Annotated in this window: 15 protein-coding genes; 14 read left to right on the top strand and 1 reads right to left on the bottom strand. The window is 70.6% G+C overall.

What is annotated here, in order from left to right:
- Positions 1 to 22 precede the first annotated feature (22 nt).
- A complete protein-coding gene (locus tag ABEA24_RS43420) occupies positions 23 to 175 on the top strand; it encodes a hypothetical protein (protein WP_345439759.1) in 153 nt (50 codons plus the stop codon).
- A 58-nt stretch (positions 176 to 233) separates the two neighbouring features.
- Here ABEA24_RS43420 and ABEA24_RS43415 read toward each other — a convergent pair whose 3' ends face one another.
- Positions 234 to 740, bottom strand: coding sequence for a MarR family winged helix-turn-helix transcriptional regulator (locus tag ABEA24_RS43415; RefSeq protein WP_345439757.1), 507 nt, complete (start codon positions 738 to 740; stop codon positions 234 to 236).
- 96 nt (positions 741 to 836) lie between these two features.
- Here ABEA24_RS43415 and ABEA24_RS43410 point away from each other — a divergent pair, with 96 nt between their 5' ends.
- The 13 genes from ABEA24_RS43410 to ABEA24_RS43350 all read left to right on the top strand — a co-directional run bounded on the left by ABEA24_RS43410 (position 837) and on the right by ABEA24_RS43350 (position 15,742).
- Positions 837 to 2,306 (top strand): MFS transporter, encoded by a 1,470-nt coding sequence (locus tag ABEA24_RS43410; protein WP_345439755.1) that lies wholly within the window; start codon positions 837 to 839, stop codon positions 2,304 to 2,306.
- A gap of 24 nt (positions 2,307 to 2,330) precedes the next feature.
- Positions 2,331 to 3,359, top strand: coding sequence for a nuclear transport factor 2-like protein (locus tag ABEA24_RS43405; protein WP_345439753.1), 1,029 nt, complete (start codon positions 2,331 to 2,333; stop codon positions 3,357 to 3,359).
- Positions 3,360 to 3,372: 13 nt separating this feature from the next.
- Positions 3,373 to 4,773: a cytochrome ubiquinol oxidase subunit I gene (locus ABEA24_RS43400; protein WP_345439751.1), complete on the top strand. Its 1,401-nt coding sequence runs from the start codon at positions 3,373 to 3,375 to the stop codon at positions 4,771 to 4,773.
- A complete protein-coding gene (locus tag ABEA24_RS43395; RefSeq protein WP_345439749.1) occupies positions 4,773 to 5,777 on the top strand; it encodes a cytochrome d ubiquinol oxidase subunit II in 1,005 nt (334 codons plus the stop codon). The genes ABEA24_RS43400 and ABEA24_RS43395 overlap by 1 nt, the downstream gene beginning before the upstream one ends.
- Positions 5,778 to 5,787: 10 nt before the next feature.
- Entirely contained in the window at positions 5,788 to 6,015 is a 228-nt protein-coding gene (locus ABEA24_RS43390) for a hypothetical protein (protein WP_345439747.1), read from the top strand.
- Positions 6,008 to 7,723 (top strand): ABC transporter ATP-binding protein/permease, encoded by a 1,716-nt coding sequence (locus tag ABEA24_RS43385; protein ID WP_345439745.1) that lies wholly within the window; start codon positions 6,008 to 6,010, stop codon positions 7,721 to 7,723. The genes ABEA24_RS43390 and ABEA24_RS43385 overlap by 8 nt, the downstream gene beginning before the upstream one ends.
- Entirely contained in the window at positions 7,720 to 9,315 is a 1,596-nt protein-coding gene (locus tag ABEA24_RS43380) for an ATP-binding cassette domain-containing protein (RefSeq protein WP_345439743.1), read from the top strand. Before ABEA24_RS43385 ends, ABEA24_RS43380 begins: the two co-directional genes overlap by 4 nt.
- On the top strand, positions 9,312 to 9,707 hold the full coding sequence (locus ABEA24_RS43375; protein WP_345439742.1) for a helix-turn-helix domain-containing protein: 396 nt from the start codon (positions 9,312 to 9,314) through the stop codon (positions 9,705 to 9,707). Before ABEA24_RS43380 ends, ABEA24_RS43375 begins: the two co-directional genes overlap by 4 nt.
- A gap of 190 nt (positions 9,708 to 9,897) precedes the next feature.
- Complete coding sequence (locus ABEA24_RS43370) at positions 9,898 to 11,874, top strand: WD40 repeat domain-containing serine/threonine protein kinase (protein ID WP_345439741.1); 1,977 nt, start codon at positions 9,898 to 9,900, stop codon at positions 11,872 to 11,874.
- A gap of 125 nt (positions 11,875 to 11,999) precedes the next feature.
- A complete protein-coding gene (locus tag ABEA24_RS43365; RefSeq protein WP_345439739.1) occupies positions 12,000 to 13,139 on the top strand; it encodes a sensor histidine kinase in 1,140 nt (379 codons plus the stop codon).
- Positions 13,136 to 13,819, top strand: a complete 684-nt coding sequence (locus ABEA24_RS43360; protein WP_345439737.1) for a response regulator — start codon at positions 13,136 to 13,138, stop codon at positions 13,817 to 13,819. Before ABEA24_RS43365 ends, ABEA24_RS43360 begins: the two co-directional genes overlap by 4 nt.
- A 192-nt stretch (positions 13,820 to 14,011) precedes the next feature.
- The gene (locus ABEA24_RS43355) at positions 14,012 to 14,755 is read left to right on the top strand and encodes a DUF2306 domain-containing protein (protein WP_345439735.1); all 744 of its coding nucleotides are present in this window, start codon (positions 14,012 to 14,014) and stop codon (positions 14,753 to 14,755) included.
- 9 nt (positions 14,756 to 14,764) lie between these two features.
- Positions 14,765 to 15,742 carry an NAD(P)-dependent alcohol dehydrogenase gene (locus ABEA24_RS43350; RefSeq protein ID WP_345439733.1) on the top strand — a complete coding sequence of 326 codons (978 nt, stop codon included), beginning with the start codon at positions 14,765 to 14,767 and terminating at the stop codon, positions 15,740 to 15,742.
- Positions 15,743 to 15,782: the final 40 nt, after the last annotated feature.

Below are 15,782 nucleotides of genomic sequence, written 5' to 3'. Positions count from 1 at the left end.
CGGCCGGAGGGAACGGATCCGGATGTCGCGGCTGCTGTCCACGCCGGGCGTCGTGCTGACGCCACACCTGGCCGGCGCCAGCCGGCAGACCGCCGCCAACGCCGCCCCCATCCTCGCCGAAGACGTCGGCCGATACCTACGAGGCGAACCCCTGGCCCACACCGCGAAGGCCTGACCGGCCGGTCGCCGGGCGCGCCATCCTGTCGGCGGCATGGGGCGCCGGTCGGCCGTGATCACATCGCCGGTCGGGGACCTGATGGCTGTGGTCGTGCGCTGGCCAGACCGGCTTCCACGGCACGGAGCAAGCCCAATGCGGCGTCGAGGTCGGCACTCTCACCGTCGGCGGCCGTGGACACGGCTGTGCCCCACTCCCGGCGGACGAGGGCGTAGTTGTTCTTCCCATGCTCGGTCGCCTGTACGGTCACGCCGCGACCGTCGTCGGGGTTGGCGTGGCGTTCGACCAGGCCCTTGCCCTCCAGTCCGCGCAGCACGGCGGACAGGTTGGTGCGCTGCAGCCCGGTGGCGGCGGCGATCCGGCTGGACGGCGCGGCCGGAACGCCGAGCAGGTAGCGCATCACCATGCCTTCGGACTGCGACAGCGGGACGGCCCGTTCGTCAGCGTAGCCGCGGAACTGGATCTCCCGGGCGATGATCAGCACCAGGTCGGCCAATTCGGCCCAGCGGAGATCGCTGGTCGAGGGTGCTGCGTCGCACCCGCGATCAGGTTGAGTCACTGCCACCCCACCAGAGTAGGTCCTTCGCCGAGGTAGTTATGCACTCATAATAGTTATGTGTATATAGTTATGACCTCATCATCATCTGATGGAGGAGTTGCCGTGACGTCCACGATTCCCCGGGCCGGCTCCCGGCCGGCCTCACCCCGCGCCATCGCCCACGCGGGCGGCCTGCACCCGATCGGCGTGTTCTTCCTGCTGGCCGGCGCGTTCCTGCCGATCATGGACTTCTTCATCACCAACGTCGCCCTGCCCAGCATCGCCGCCTCGCTGCACGCCTCGCCCTCCGCACTGGAACTGGTGATCGCCGGCTACGGCGTGGCGTACGCGTCCCTGCTGGTCCTGGGCGGCCGGCTGGGTGACCGCTACGGCCGCCACCGTCTGTTCCTCGGGGCACTCGTCGGCTTCGTGCTGGCCTCGCTCGCCTGCGGAGCCGCGCCGACCATCGGAGTGCTGATCGCCGCGCGGATCGTGCAGGGCGCCTGCGCCGCGCTGCTCATCCCGCAGGTGCTGGCCACCTTCCACCACACCCTGGAAGGCGAACGCAAGGCCCGTGCGCTGGCCCTGTACGGCGCGACCTCCGGCATCGCCGCAGTCGTCGGCCAACTCGTGGGCGGCCTGCTGGTCAGCGCCGACATCGCCGGCACCGGGTGGCGCCCCATCTTCCTGGTCAACGTGCCCATCGGGCTGGTCGTGCTGTTGGTCGCGGCCCGCATCGTGCCGGGCACCCGCTCGGCGCACCCGGTCGGCGTCGACCTGCCCGGCACCGTGCTGTTCGCCGCCACCCTCGTCGCCCTGCTGGTCCCCCTGACCGAAGGGCACTCGTTGGGCTGGCCGTGGTGGACCTGGCTGCTGATCGCCCTGGCGGTCGTTCTCGGCGCCGCCACCTACACCGTGGAGAAGCGCGCCGAGACCCGCGGCGAGGTGCCGCTGCTGCCGCCGTCACTCCTGCGGCTGCCGTCGATGTCCCGAGGCCTGATCATGGTGCTGGCCTTCAGCATCGGGTTCGGCGCATTCATGTTCGTCTTCGCCCTGACCGTCCAGGACGGACTCCACTCCGACGCCCTGCACGGCGGCCTTGACATCGTGCCGATGGCCCTGCTGTTCTTCCTCGGGTCGCTGGTCGCGCCGCGCCTGATGAGCCGCTTCGGCCGGGCCGCGCTGTCCGCCGGCGCGCTGGTGCAGCTGACCGGCCTGGCCTGGCTGGTCGCGGTCCTGGTGACGGACTGGCCGCACGTCAGCCTGTGGGCCATGGCCGTGCCGCTGGCCCTGGCCGGTGCCGGGCAATCGATGCTGTTCGCCGGGCTGTTCCGCAGCGTGCTCGCCGACGTCCCCACCCATCTGGGCGGGATCGGCAGCGGCGTGCTCATCACTCTGCAGCAGAGCGGGCTGGCCCTTGGCGTCGCCACGCTCGGCACGCTCTACCTGGTCCTGGCCCCGCACAGCGTGTCACACGCGTTCGCCGCCGCCGAGTACGTCCACATCGGAATCGTCGCGCTCCTCGCCGTCGGTGCCGCCGCCCTGCCCCGCTTCAACCGGGCCGGCGTCGACACCCCCGTGATCGATGCCTGAACCACCACAGAATCGAGATCCACCATGAGTCACAGCATCGGAACCGGCGGCGGCACGACGCGGCGCCAACTCCTGCGCGGAGCCGCGGCCGGCGGTACGGCGGTCGCCGCGGCGTCTCTGCTTCCGGCAGGAAGCGCATGGGCGCGAACCGCCCAGACCGGCGCCAGGCAGTACGTCACGGGGGTCAATGTCCTGCCCGACACCTCGCACGCCACGAATGCCCTAGCCGCGCATATCCGCGGGTACTTCCAGGCCAAGAGCGACAAGAACCTCGACTGGCAGATGTCCTACTTCTCCCGCGAGCAGTTCACCTACATCGACGCGATCCTCGGCTGGCACTGGTACGCCTGGCAGGCCATGCACGACGCCCTCGCCGGCTGGTATCCCACCTGGCCGGAGAACAGCAAGTCCTATCCCACGCGGATACTCGGCGACACGACCAGCGCGATCCTGATCTTCACCGACACACCCGGAATGTTCGGCCCCGGCCAGGTCCGCAACTTCGGCGCGGTCAACTTCAACCGCCAGGGCAAGATCGAACGCTGGGTCGACTACTGGGACGCCCGGCAGTTCGGGGTGGCCGGCTGGGAAAAGGAACAGGAAGCCCCCGGCCAGTGGCCGACGAACTTCCGGGAGTCCACCGTCGGAGAAGCCGCCTCACCGCGGATGCGCCGTGTCGTCGACGACCTCTCGCACGCCCTGCGGAAGGGCGACATCCCGGCCGCGATGCGACTGTTCTCCACCGACGCCGTCTATGAAGACGTGCCGGCGCACATCCAGATCACCAGCCAGTCCAGCATCCAGGCATACCTGGCCAAGGCCGCCTCCGTGCTGCCCTACGTCGGTGCCGGCACGGGCGTGCGGCACGTGCTCGGCAACGACGTCGGCGGGGGCTACGAATGGACCGCCACCAACAGCCCGGTTCCCCGCGGCATCACCGCCCTCGAACTCGACCCCTGGGGCAAGATCGAGCGATTCACCGCCGTATGGAACGGCGCCTACGCCGACGACGCCATGTTCACCGCCTTCGCGCAGAAGGCCGTCGAACAATGACCAGGAGGCAGCGTTGAGTCTGCTGACTCTTTCCCGATGGCAGTTCGCCGTCACCGTGATGTTTCACATGTCATTCCCGGCGATCACGGTGGGATTGTCGATCCTGCTGTGCGTCCTGTATGGGATGCATTGGCGGACAAAAGATCTGGTCTATCTGCAGATGTTCCGGTTCTGGCGGCGGATCTTCGCCGTCGGGTTCGCGATCGGAGTGGTCGCGGGCATCGTGGTCACCTTCCAGATGGGGCTGAACTGGGGTGTGTTCGCCGCCAAGACGGGGCCGATCCTCGGCCCGATCATCGGAATGGAGGTCGTCACCGCGTTCTTCGTGGAAGCCGGGTTCATCGGCATCCTGCTGTACGGTGACGGCCGGGTCAGGCCGGTCACGATGTTCGCCGCCACGGTGATGGTCTCGATCGGCACGATCCTGTCGTCCACCTGGATCATCGCGGCCAACTCGTGGATGCAGACGCCGTCCGGGTTCGTGGTCCGCGACGGCCGGTTCGAGCCGGTCAACTGGATCCACGTCATCTTCAACCCGTCATTCCTGTGGCGCTGGCCGCACATGCTGGCCGCGGTACTGATCTCCGCGAGCTTCTTCGTCGCCGGCATCGGCGCCTGGTATCTGGTCAAGCGCAGAGCACTGCCGTTCGCACGTCGCTCGGTATCCATCGCGCTGGGCATCGCGGCGATTCTGCTACCGGTGCAGATCTTCCTCGGTGACCAGGTCGCAGGGCACGAACTTCCGCATCAGCTGCCGAAGTTGGAGGCGCTGGAGGGCAACTGGGCCAACGGAAACACCGGTTACGTGATGTTCGCGCTTCCCGACCAGCAGGCCCGGCGCAACAGCGCGGAGCTGTCGATTCCGTGCCTGGGCAGCGCGATCGCCAAGGACCTGAGCTGCACCACGGCGGTACCTGGGCTGACGCTGACCCCCAGGCAGGACCAGCCGGACATGACACCGGTGTTCTGGGGATTCAGGGCCATGTTCTACGCCGCTCTGCTGATGTTCGGCACCGTCTTCTATGCGACGGTCCAGCGGTTCCGGCGCAAACTCTGGACCTCCAGGCGGTTCCACCGCTTCCTGGTGTGGTCCGCCCCGGCCGGCATCATCGCCATTCTCGGCGGGTGGGTCGTCGCGGAGGCGGGCCGACAGCCATGGGTGGTGTTCGGCTATCTGCGGACCTCGGCAGCGGTCTCGCGCCTGGCACCCGGCGAGGTCCTGTTCTCAGCACTCGGTTTCTCGGCGCTGTACCTGCTGATGCTGGTCGCCTACATCGGCTACATCGTGCACGCGATGCGGGTCGGTCCCGAGCGTGATCACCCCGACCAGGTTCGCCGGCGGCAGCCGGCGCCGCGTCCCGTCCCGGCATCCAGCGTGGTCACGCCCGTGCCGGCGAGCGGGGAGGTGAGCTGATGTCCACCATCTGGTTCCTGCTCGTCCTGCTGTGCCTGGTGATGTACGTCGTGCTCGACGGCTACGACCTGGGCATCGGCGTCGCCACCCTGGTGGAGCGTGACAGCTCGCGTCGCCACGAGATGCTCGAGCACGTCGCCCAGGCCTGGGACGGAAACGAGACCTGGCTGGTGTTGCTGGGAGTAAGCCTCTGGGCCGGCTTTCCAGTGGCGTTCGGCACGATCCTGCCGCACGCGTACCTGCCGCTGATCGTGATGCTATTCGCGCTGATCGTACGCGGGATCAGCGTCGAGATGGCGTCCCAGGCACCTCCCGCGCCGCGATGGGAGCGGGCGTTCGGCATCGCGTCGCTCGTCGCCTCGCTGGCGCAAGGTGTCGCGCTGGCCACCCTCACCGACAAGCTCACGGTCACGGACGGCGCCTTCTCCGGATCGCCGTTCGGCGCCATCAGCTGGTTCTCGGCGCTGGTCGCGGCCACCATCACCTGCGGCTACGTGGCGCTCGGCTTCGCGTACACCAAAGCGAAGGCAACCGGCGAACCACGGATGAAGGCCGGACGCCGCGGCACCGTGAGCGCGGTCGTGGCGTCGCTGCTGGGCGGCGCCTGCCTCACCGCCGTCAACGCCACGGCAGCGCCACTGAACCTGCACAGCCCCGCGCGCGCGATCGCGTTCGCCGGGTTGCTGCTGTTCGCCGTGGCCGGCGTACTGACGGCCGTGGTGACCCTGCGGCCCACCGCCCGGAACGACGCCCTGCCCCTCGCCGGGCTTGTGACCGCCGCCGTCGCGGTGCTCATCGCTGTGGTCGTGGCCCGCTACCCGGTACTGGTTCCTCCCACGCTCACGCTCGGTCAGGCCGTGGCGCCGGGCACCACGATGGTGTTCCTCGCCGTCGGGATCGGACTGAACATGCCGCTGGTCCTGTTTTACAACTGGTACGCCCACCACGCCTTCCGGGGAAAGCCGCACAGCACCCCGGACGGCGGCGACGGTGCAATGGCCTAGGAGCACGTCGATGACCACCGAACCCGTGCGGCGGCCCCGCCGCTTTGTCAGCCGCGTGTTGTTCGTCGTCGTGGCGATCACTGGCGGGCTGTTCTGCTACTTCGTCTGCCAGGGAATGTTCGCGGGTTATCCGCGGTACCACACCAAGCTGCTCAGCGCGATCGGCATGATCCTGATTGCCGTCACCGGAGGCGTTGCCTGGATCATCGATCAGCGACGTATCGACGACGATGACTGAGCAGGACGCGGCCACGAGCCTGCCGGCGCAGGCCCGCGACTGGCTCGAGCACGCTGCCGTCCCGGGACGCACGACGCTGCGGCTTGCGGCCACATGCCAGGCGCTGGAGACGGTGTTCTCCGTCGTCGGATGGGCCACGCTCGCCTGGATCGCGGGCCGTGTGCTCGACCACCGAGCGCAACCCACGTGGCCCGTACTGGCCGTCCTGCCGGCCGCCGGTCTGCTTGCCGCAGGCGCGGCGTTGGCAGCGGCCCGCTGCAAGGCCGTGGGCCGCCAACGCATCGGCAGAGCCATTCGGCGGCGTCTGGTGGCCGCGATGCTGCCAACGGGGCGGCGCCGCGGTGAGCCAGACCCCGCGACCGCGGCTTTGGCGATCGTGGAGTCGGCGGACGACGTCGCCGACTATCACGCCCAGGCCCTTCCGGAGCGCCTGTCGGCGCCCGCGTCGATGGCGGTCATCTTCCTGGTCACCGCCGCGGTCCAGTGGCCGGCCGCGGCGATCCTGCTGTTGGCAAGTCTGCTCGTTCCGCTAAACATGCGGCTGGCGGGCCGGTTCGCCACCGAAGGTGCCGATGAGCGGGTGGCCGCCAGCGCCCGGCTCGCCGCTGTCGTGCTGGACAGCTTTCGCGGCATGCGTACGCTGCGCGGCATCGGGGCTCTGGCACGCCGGCGCGGCGAACTGGCCGACGCGGCCGCAGAGCTGAACGCCGCCACGATGGCGGTCGTACGGCGGGCGTTCTTGTCCGGCGCGGTGATGGACGTCGTCATCACGTTCTCCATCGCGGTCAACGCCACCTACATCGGGTTGTCGCTTCTCGGGTACGTGCGCCTGCCGGCCGCACCGCCCACGACGCTGGCCGGCGCGCTGCTCGCACTCTTGTTGTGCCCCATGTACTTTCAGCCGCTTCGCGCGATGGCCGCCGCGTACCACAACCGGGAACGGGCGACCTCGGCCGTACCCACGATCATGGCGTTGCTCGCCGACACGGACACGATGCCGGAGACGACCGGCCGTACGACGCCGTCACCCGCCGGCCCCGTCACAGTGGTCCTCGACGACGTCGCCTTCCGCTTCCCACACGCGGAACGGCCCGTCCTCCACAGGGCGCGGGTAACGTTCGACGCCGGCTGCTGGACGGCGGTTGTCGGGCCGTCAGGCATCGGCAAGACCACGTTGCTCTCGCTGATCGCCGGTATGCGAAGTCCGAGTACCGGCACGATCCGCTGGGTCAGCCCCGCCGACGTGTCGCAGCCACACCTCGGTGGCTGTGCCTGGATCGGCCAGCAGACAGTCCTGCTCCCCGGGACGATCAGAGACAACATCCGCCTCGGGCGACCGGCCGCCGGCCCCGTGGATGTTGAGCGCGCGGTTGCCGCGGCGGGGTTGGCCGAGGTCGTCGCACGGCTGCCGGGCGGACTCGACACACCACTGGGCGAGCGGGGGCTGGGCCTGTCGACAGGCGAGGCTCGCCGGATCGCGATCGCACGGGCATTCCTCAGCGACGCCGAGCTGTGGGTCATCGACGAGCCGACCGCCCACCTCGATCCGGACGCCGAAGCGCAGATCATCGCCGCGCTGCGTACCGCCACGAAGGGCCGGACGGTCATCGTGGCCACGCACTCCGCGGCCGTTGCCCGCTGCGCCGACACCGTCCTCGGCATTCTCGACGGAACCACCCACACCGTACGGGAAGCGACCCCGGCATGAATCGATCCGATGGCGGTCAGCGCATCGCCCTGGTGTCCGCCGCGGGACTGATCCTCGGTGTCGTCGCAGAAGGCTGCTCGGTGGCGCTGATCGGGCTGTCGGGATGGTTCATCGCGAGCTGTGCCGTGGCGGGCGCCGCGGCGTACAGCGCATTCTCGTACCTGGGCCCCAGCAGCGGGGTGCGCGCCTTTGCCCTGAGCAGAATCACCGCGAACTATGCCAGCCGCGTCGTCCTGCACTCGGCGGCACTGCGCCGGATCGCCGCCGCCAGGCTCAGGTTCTACGATCGCGCCGCCGCCGAACCCAAGAGCGACGGGGCCTGGTCTGGCCAGTCCCTGGATCGCGTCATGGCCGACGCCGACACCACCGGCATGGCCATAATTCAAGCCACAGTGCCAGTCGTGGTGGCCGCCGCCATGACGGCGGGTGGCTGCCTTGTGATCGCGATCGAGGGTTATCCGCTCGCGGCCACGATCGTGGCGGTCGCCGCGGTGGTGTGCGCCGCACTCGCCATGACCGGACTGCGCCGGCCCGACGACGAGAGCCGTGCGCGTACGGCGCTGCGGGCGGAGCTGGTCACCGCAGTGGAGGCATGGCCCGAGATGGCCTCACTCGGCGCCGCCGACCAACTCGCGCACCGTACCCTGCGGCGCCTCGCCGTCTTCGAGAGCGACCGGCTCCAGCGGGCGACCAGGACCGCACGGACGCTGGGCGCCACCCGTGCCGTCACCGCCGTCGCCCTGCCGCTCACCGTCCTCATCGCCGCGCGTCAACGCGCCACCGCCTCAACCCTGATGCTGCTGGTTCTGCTCGCCGTCGGTGTGCTGGCCCATGCCGAGCGCCTTGTGGCCGCAGCCGAAGCACGAACCCGTGCCCATCAGGCCGGCAAGCGCCTTGACACGCACACCAGCGACAACCGACCCAGCCCTACCTCGACCCTCAAAGCAAACTACGACCGCCGCGTGCTGACCGTCTCGCGCTACCGGCTGCCTGACACCGCAACGCGGGCGGGACGCGAGGTCGGGTTCGCGGTCGCGGCCGGCGAGACCCTGGCCGTGACCGGCGCGTCCGGCAGCGGCAAGACCACGTTGCTCAACGCGATCGCGGCAGCTCTGCGTGCCCAGCCGGCGCCTGGTGTGGCCACCGCCGTGCTTGCGGATGACTACCTGTTCACCGGAACGGTCGCCACCAACATACGTCTCGCCGACCCCACGGCAAGCGAGGACCACATCGACCGGCTGCTCACCGCCATGCTGCTGAACCGCAGTGGACTCGCTCCGAGCACGACAGTCGGCGTCGGCGGACGCGAGCTATCCGGCGGTGAGCAACGCCGGCTGCACATCGTCCGTGCCCTGGCCACCCAACCGGACGTGCTGCTCATCGACGAACCGACCACCGGCCTCGACACCAGCACCGCCGCCCACGTGCTCACCGCCATCCGCCAGTGGCTCCCGCACGCGGCACTCGTGCTCGCCATGCACCACCTGCCTGCAGACACAGCCTGCTTGGGCCCCGCCTGGACCACCACATCGCTGGACGAATACGCCGCTACGCCCCACACCGGCACCAGCCATGGACACGAGGAACAGTGACACACCGCCGAACAGCACGCGGGCAACCGCGGTCCGCGCCGAACCAGTCCCCGGGACCTGGCACGACGAGGTCCGGATCCGACGCGGTAGCGGACGCCGTGTGGGCCGGCGCGCGTCTCGGGACACCGCTGTCGGTGGGCGACCTGGCCGCGCACCTCAGCGTCTCGTCCCGCACGCTGGCCCGGCGCTTCGCCGACCAGCTCGGCACGAGCCCGGGCGCCTGGCTGCTGACCCGCCGGGTGACTGAGGCACGCACCCAGCTGGAGGAGACAGACCTGCCGGTGGAGGCGGCTCGCGTCGGTCTCACCTCGGCGGTCAACCTGCGCCGCCACTTCCGCACCCAGGTGGGCACGACCCCGGGCGCCTACCGGCGGGCGTTCCGGGTCTCGTGACGCACGGAGATCCGTGGGACGACAGGCTGCGGCTGTCTTGGGAAGTGGGGAGCCCGCCCCTACGGTCTCGTTCGTATCGAGAGGAGCCGGGTTGAAAGCCGTTAGCGGGCCCTGGACCCTGGCCGCGCGTGCCTGATGGGATGTAGCGGTTCCGTGATCTCTCCCTTGGTCGCGGGCGGGGTTGGAGGCGATGGTGCAGCGGAAGGTGAAGCTGGCCGGCCGGTACCGGTTGGAGGAGCCGCTGGGCCGGGGCGGGATGGGCGAGGTGTGGCGGGGGGTCGATCTGCGGCTGCGCCGTCCGGTCGCTGTCAAGATCCTTCCGTTGACGATCGGGGCGGAACCGGCCGGGGTGGCCCGATTTCGGCGGGAGGCCGAGGTCGCCGCGACGTTGAATCATCCGGGTATCACCACGGTGTTCGACATCGACGAACACCCGCATGGGGATGAGCGCTGGCTGTTCCTGGTGATGGAGCTGATGGTCGGCCGCGACCTGCGCCACCTCCTTGACGCCAATCCCAAGGGCCTGCCGATCGAGCAGGCGAGGGAACTGGCCGTGCAGGTCACCGATGCGCTCGCCGCCGCCCACCGCCGTGGCGTGGTGCACCGTGACATCAAACCGGCCAACCTGTTCCTGCTGGAGGAGGGCCGGGTGAAGATCTGCGACTTCGGGATCGCCCGCCTCGCCGACGCCACGAAGATCACCGCCACCGGCTCTTCGGCGGGGACCCCGCTGTACATGGCACCCGAGCAGATCCAAGGCGGGCAGGTGGACCAGCGCACCGACCTGTACGCCTTCGGCTGCGTCCTGTACGAACTGCTCACCGGCGCCACCTGGGTCGACACCGATTCTCATGTCGGCGCGGTGCTCTACCAGCACCTCAACGAATCCCCGGCACCACCACGGTCCCTGCGGGCGGAGATCCCCGAACACCTCGACACGCTGGTGCTGGACCTGCTGGCCAAACGACCCGACGACCGGCCACAGGACGCCGCGTCCGTCGCCGAACGCCTGCGCCGGTTCGCCGACGAGCCACAGCCGGAGAACCGGCCCCCTGCGGCAGAGACGATCGACGCCCCGGACACGCCTGCGGCAGACCGGACACCGCACCGGCCGGACGCGACGCGACCGGCGCCGACGATGACCGCCCCGCCCGCCCCGGGCCGGATCCGGCGCCGCACCGTTCTCCTCGGCGGTCTCGGAGCGGCCGCTCTCGCCGGCGTCCCCGCGGCATTTCTGCTGCGAGACGACGGAGACCCGGAATTCCGCTCGTACATCACCCTCGCCGGCCACACTGCCGGCGTTTCCTCGGTGGCGTTCGGCCCGGACGGCAGGACCCTCGCCACCGGCAGCGACGACAAGACCGTCCGGTTGTGGGATGTGGCGACCGGCCGTACCACCGCCACCCTCGTCGGCCACACTGCCCGGGTTTCCGCGGTGGTGTTCGGCCGGGACGGTAAGACCCTTGCCACCGGCAGCGGCGACGGCACCGCCCGGCTGTGGGATGTGGCCGGCGGCCGTACCACCGCCACCCTCAGCACCGCCAACATCACCGGCGTCGGTGCGGTGGCGTTCAGCCCGGACGGCAAGACCCTCGCCACCGGCGGCGATTGCGTCCAGTTGTGGGATGTGGCCGGCGGCCGCAGCACCGCCACGCTCACCGGCAACGAAGAATTCGTGTTCAGTGACGTCGCGTTCAGCCCCGACGGTAAGACCATCGCCGCCGCCAGCGTCAACCGCACCATCCGGTTGTGGGATGTGGCGGCCCGCCGCATCACCGCCACCCTCACCGGCCACACCAACGCGGTCTATGCCGTGACGTTCAGCCCCGACGGCAAGACCCTCGCGTCCAGCGGCGAGGACAACACCGTCCGGTTGTGGGACGTGGCGACCGGCCGCAATACCGCCACCTTCACCGGGCACACCAGGTTCAGCCTCACACCCCAACGCAACGTGATCTCTTCGGTGGCGTTCCGGCCGGACGGCAAGACGCTCGCCACGGGCGGCACCGACCACACCGTCCGGTTGTGGGATGTGGCGGCCGGGCACACCACCGCCGCCCTCACCGGCCATACCGGGTGGGTCCATTCGGTGGCGTTCAGCCCGGACGGCACGACTCTCGCCGCCGGCGGCGACGACCACACCGCCCGGCTGTGGAAGCTCAAATGACCGGCACGCGCACGGGTTCACGGCCCGCGCCCGCTCGCAGCGCCGGGCCTCCGCCGTCGCCGAGGCACAAACGTCTCGTACTTTCGGCAGATAACGAGCGGCACGATCCCTCGTACGATGGTCCGGTGCGGGCCGTCCTTCGCTCGGTCTGGGAGGAGCGCCGTCCCCCCGACCCGCCGGTGTGGGTGTGGCGGGACTGGGCGCTCGTCGGGCTGCTGGTGCCGGCCGCGGTGCTCGAAGGGATTCTGCGGCCGGACGTTCCCTGGCGGGCGCTCTCGGTGATCCTCACGGCCGGGCTGGTGCCGACGTTGCTGTGGCGCCGGACCAGACCGCTGCTGATGGTGGCGATCGCCTTCGGCGCCTGCGGCCTCGCGGGGCTGCTCACGACCGGGGCGCCGCCGAGCCTCAACACGCAGGTGTACATGGTGCTCCTGCCGTACGCGCTGTTCCGATGGGGGTCCGGGCGCGAGGCCGCGATCGGGGCCGTGATCATGCTCGGCAAGGTCACCGTCTCAATGGTCACCGATGGCCTCAGCCCCTCTGACACGGTCGCCGGGATCGCCATCCTGTGCGCGGCCATGGCGGTGGGCGGGGCGTTCCGGTATCGGGCCGGCGCGCGGATGCGCGAGCTCGACCAGGTCAAACTGCTCGAACGGGAACGCCTGGCCCGCGACCTGCACGACACCGTCGCACACCACGTCTCGGCGATCGCGATCCGCGCCCAGGCGGGCCTGGCGACCTCGCCGTCGGACCCGGACGCCCCGGCCGACGCGCTCCGCGTGATCGAGACCGAGGCGTCGCGCACCCTCGCCGAGATGCGCACCATCGTCCGCGCCCTTCGCCGCGACCAGCCGGCGGACCTGGCGCCGGGCCCGCGCATCGCCGACCTCGAACAGCTCGCCGGCCGGACCCGCACCGGCCCGTCCGTGCACGTGGAGATCCTCGGCGACGTCGACGACCTTCCGCCGCCGGTCGCGGCCGCGATCTACCGCCTCGCGCAGGAGTCGGTGACGAACGCCCGGCGACACGCTCGTCACGCGACGCGCATCGAGGTCCGCGTCGCCGCCGACGACACCTCGGTGCGCCTGCGCGTGAGCGATGACGGCGACACCGGCCTCGTACGGCCGAACGGGTCGCCGGGATACGGGCTGATCGGCATGAGCGAACGCGCCGGCCTGCTCGGCGGCACCTGCGAGGCCGGTCCGGATCCCGATCGAGGCTGGACCGTCACCGCCGTGCTGCCTCGCGCCGGGTGGGCGCGGTGAGCATCCGGGTGATCGTCGCCGACGACCAGGAGATCGTACGCACCGGGCTCAGGATGATCCTCAACGCCCAGCCGGGCATCGACGTGATCGGCGAGGCCGGCGACGGGCGGCGAGCCGTCGAACTCGCGCGGCGAGAACGCCCGGACGTGTGCCTGTTCGACATCCGGATGCCCGGCATGGACGGCATCGAGGCCACCCGCGTCCTCGCCGGCCCGGCCGTCGAGGACCCTCTCGCCGTGGTCGTCATCACCACCTTCGACCTCGACGAGTACGTCTACGCCGCGCTCAGGGCCGGGGCCCGGGGATTCCTGCTCAAGGACGCCGGTCCAGACCTGCTCAGCCAGGCCGTCCACGCCGCCGCCAACGGCGACGCGCTGATCGCCCCGACCGTCACCGCTCGCCTCCTGCAGGCCTTCGTCGGCACCGCGCCGACACCGACCGCGCAGCCCACCGACGCGCTGACGGACCGGGAGGAGCAGGTCCTCATCGCCGTCGCGCGGGGACGGACGAACAGCGAGATCGCCGGCGAGCTGCACATCACCCTGAGCACGGTGAAGACGCACATCACCAGCCTGATGACCAAGCTCGGTGTCCGGAACCGCGTCGACATCGCCATCTGGGCGTACGAGACCAAGCGCGTCAGTAACCGATTCGGCCCCGCCGGCGCACCCGAACGCTGACACGCCGACGGTCCGCCGGACGGCCATCGGCCGAAAGCACGGCCCTTCCATCGGAGGATCGGCCGGTTCAGGTCCGGCCCTTCTCCCGATGAACCGGACCGCCTCAGCGGCGACGATCGGGTCATGACCGGCGACGGCGCGGCGAGATGACGCCGGGCCGCCGGTCGACCCGACCGCAGAAGGGACGTCGCCGTGACCTCCTCCGCCAAGGCAGGGCGGCCCGCGTCGGCCAGGGCGAACCGGCTCGTGCCCGCGGGGCTGCTCCTGCTCACCGCCGTCCCGGTGATCGCGGGGATGGCCCGCCTGACCCAGCTGGCGGGCGGCGCGAAGATCACGCCGGAGAACGCCCGGTTCTTCGCGTCGCCCGTACCCGTCGTGGTGCACATCGTCAGCGTCACTCTGTTCAGCGTTCTGGGCGTCCTCCAGTTCGTCCCGGGCCTTCGCCGCCGGAAGCCGGGCCTCCACCGCGTCGCCGGGCGGGTCCTGGTGCCGTCCGGACTCGCCGCGGCGCTTTCGGGCCTGTGGATGACCCTGTTCTACCCCCGTCCCGACGACACCGGCGATGCCCTTACCGGCCTCCGGCTCATCTTCGGCTCGGCCATGGTCGTGTCCATCGTCCTGGGCTTCGCGGCGATCCGGCGGTGGCGCGTCGCACGGCATCGCGCCTGGATGATCCGTGGCTACGCGATCGGGATGGGCGCGGGTACCCAGGTGCTGACCCATCTGCCGTGGGTCCTGATCGTCGGGACGCCCGGCAAGCCCAGCAAGGCGGCGCTCATGGCCGCCGGCTGGCTGATCAATCTCGCCGTCGCCGAATGGGTCATCCGCAGGCGGGGGCCTCTCCGTACCTCCCCGGCACCCGCCGTCGTGAGCGGTGCCGGGCGCGACCGCCCGCCGGCCCGCGTGGCCGCCGCCCACCCATCATCTGAAGAGTGAGGAGACACGATGAAGGCGATCGTCCAGGAACGGTTCGGCCCGCCGGACGTCCTACGCCTGGCGGACGTCGACCCTCCTGAGATCGGGGCCGATGACGTGCTGGTCAGAGTGCACGCCGCCGCCCTCAACCCGTACGACTGGCACCTGCTGCGCGGCGACCCCCTCATCGCGCGGCTCATGGGGGGAGTGGGGCTGACCAGGCCGAAGGCGCCGGTGGCCGGGATCGACGCGGCGGGAGAGGTCGAGGCGGTCGGCGGGAACGTGCGCGGGCTGCGGCCCGGCGACGAGGTGCTCGGCTTCTGCCCCGGCGCGTTCGCCGAGTACGCGCGGACCCAGGCCGACAAGGTCGTGCCCAAACCGGCGGACCTGACGTTCGAGCAGGCGGCGGCCGTCCCGATGGCGGCCACCACCGCCCTGCGCGGCGTGCGGGACGTGGGAGAGGTACGGGACGGGCAGCGGGTGCTCGTCAACGGCGCCGCGGGCGGCGTCGGCACCTACGCCGTCCAGATCGCGGCGGCGCTCGGCGCGGAGGTCACGGGGGTGTGCGGCACGTCCAACGTCGAGCTGGTGCGCGCGATCGGCGCCGCGCACGTCATTGACTACCGGGCCGAGGACTTCGCCGACGGGCGCCTGCGCCACGACGTGATCCTCGACAACGTGGGCAACCGGCCGCTGAGCCGGGTGCGGCGGGCGCTCACCCCGAAAGGCATCCTCGTGCTCAACGCCGGAGGCTCACCCGGACGCGTGGTCGGGGCGGTGGGCGCCATGCTCCAGGCGGCGGTGGTCAACGGGTTCGTCCGGCAGCGGCTCCGGCCGCTTCCCACCCGCCAGAGCCGGGAGGACCTGCTCGCCGTGACCCGGCTCATCGAGGACGGGAGCCTCACCCCGGTCCTCGGCCGGACCTACCCGCTGGTCGACACCGCCGAAGCGCTGCGCCACGTCGAGCAGGGGCACGCACGCGGAAAGATCATCGTTACCGTCCCGTGACGGCGATGGACCAGCCCAGGTCGGGCCCGCACCGCAACCG

This window comes from Actinoallomurus vinaceus (assembly GCF_039542055.1).
GTDB classification, from domain to species: Bacteria; Actinomycetota; Actinomycetes; order Streptosporangiales; family Streptosporangiaceae; genus Actinoallomurus; species Actinoallomurus vinaceus.
This window is presented reverse-complemented; position numbering and strand designations above follow the sequence as displayed.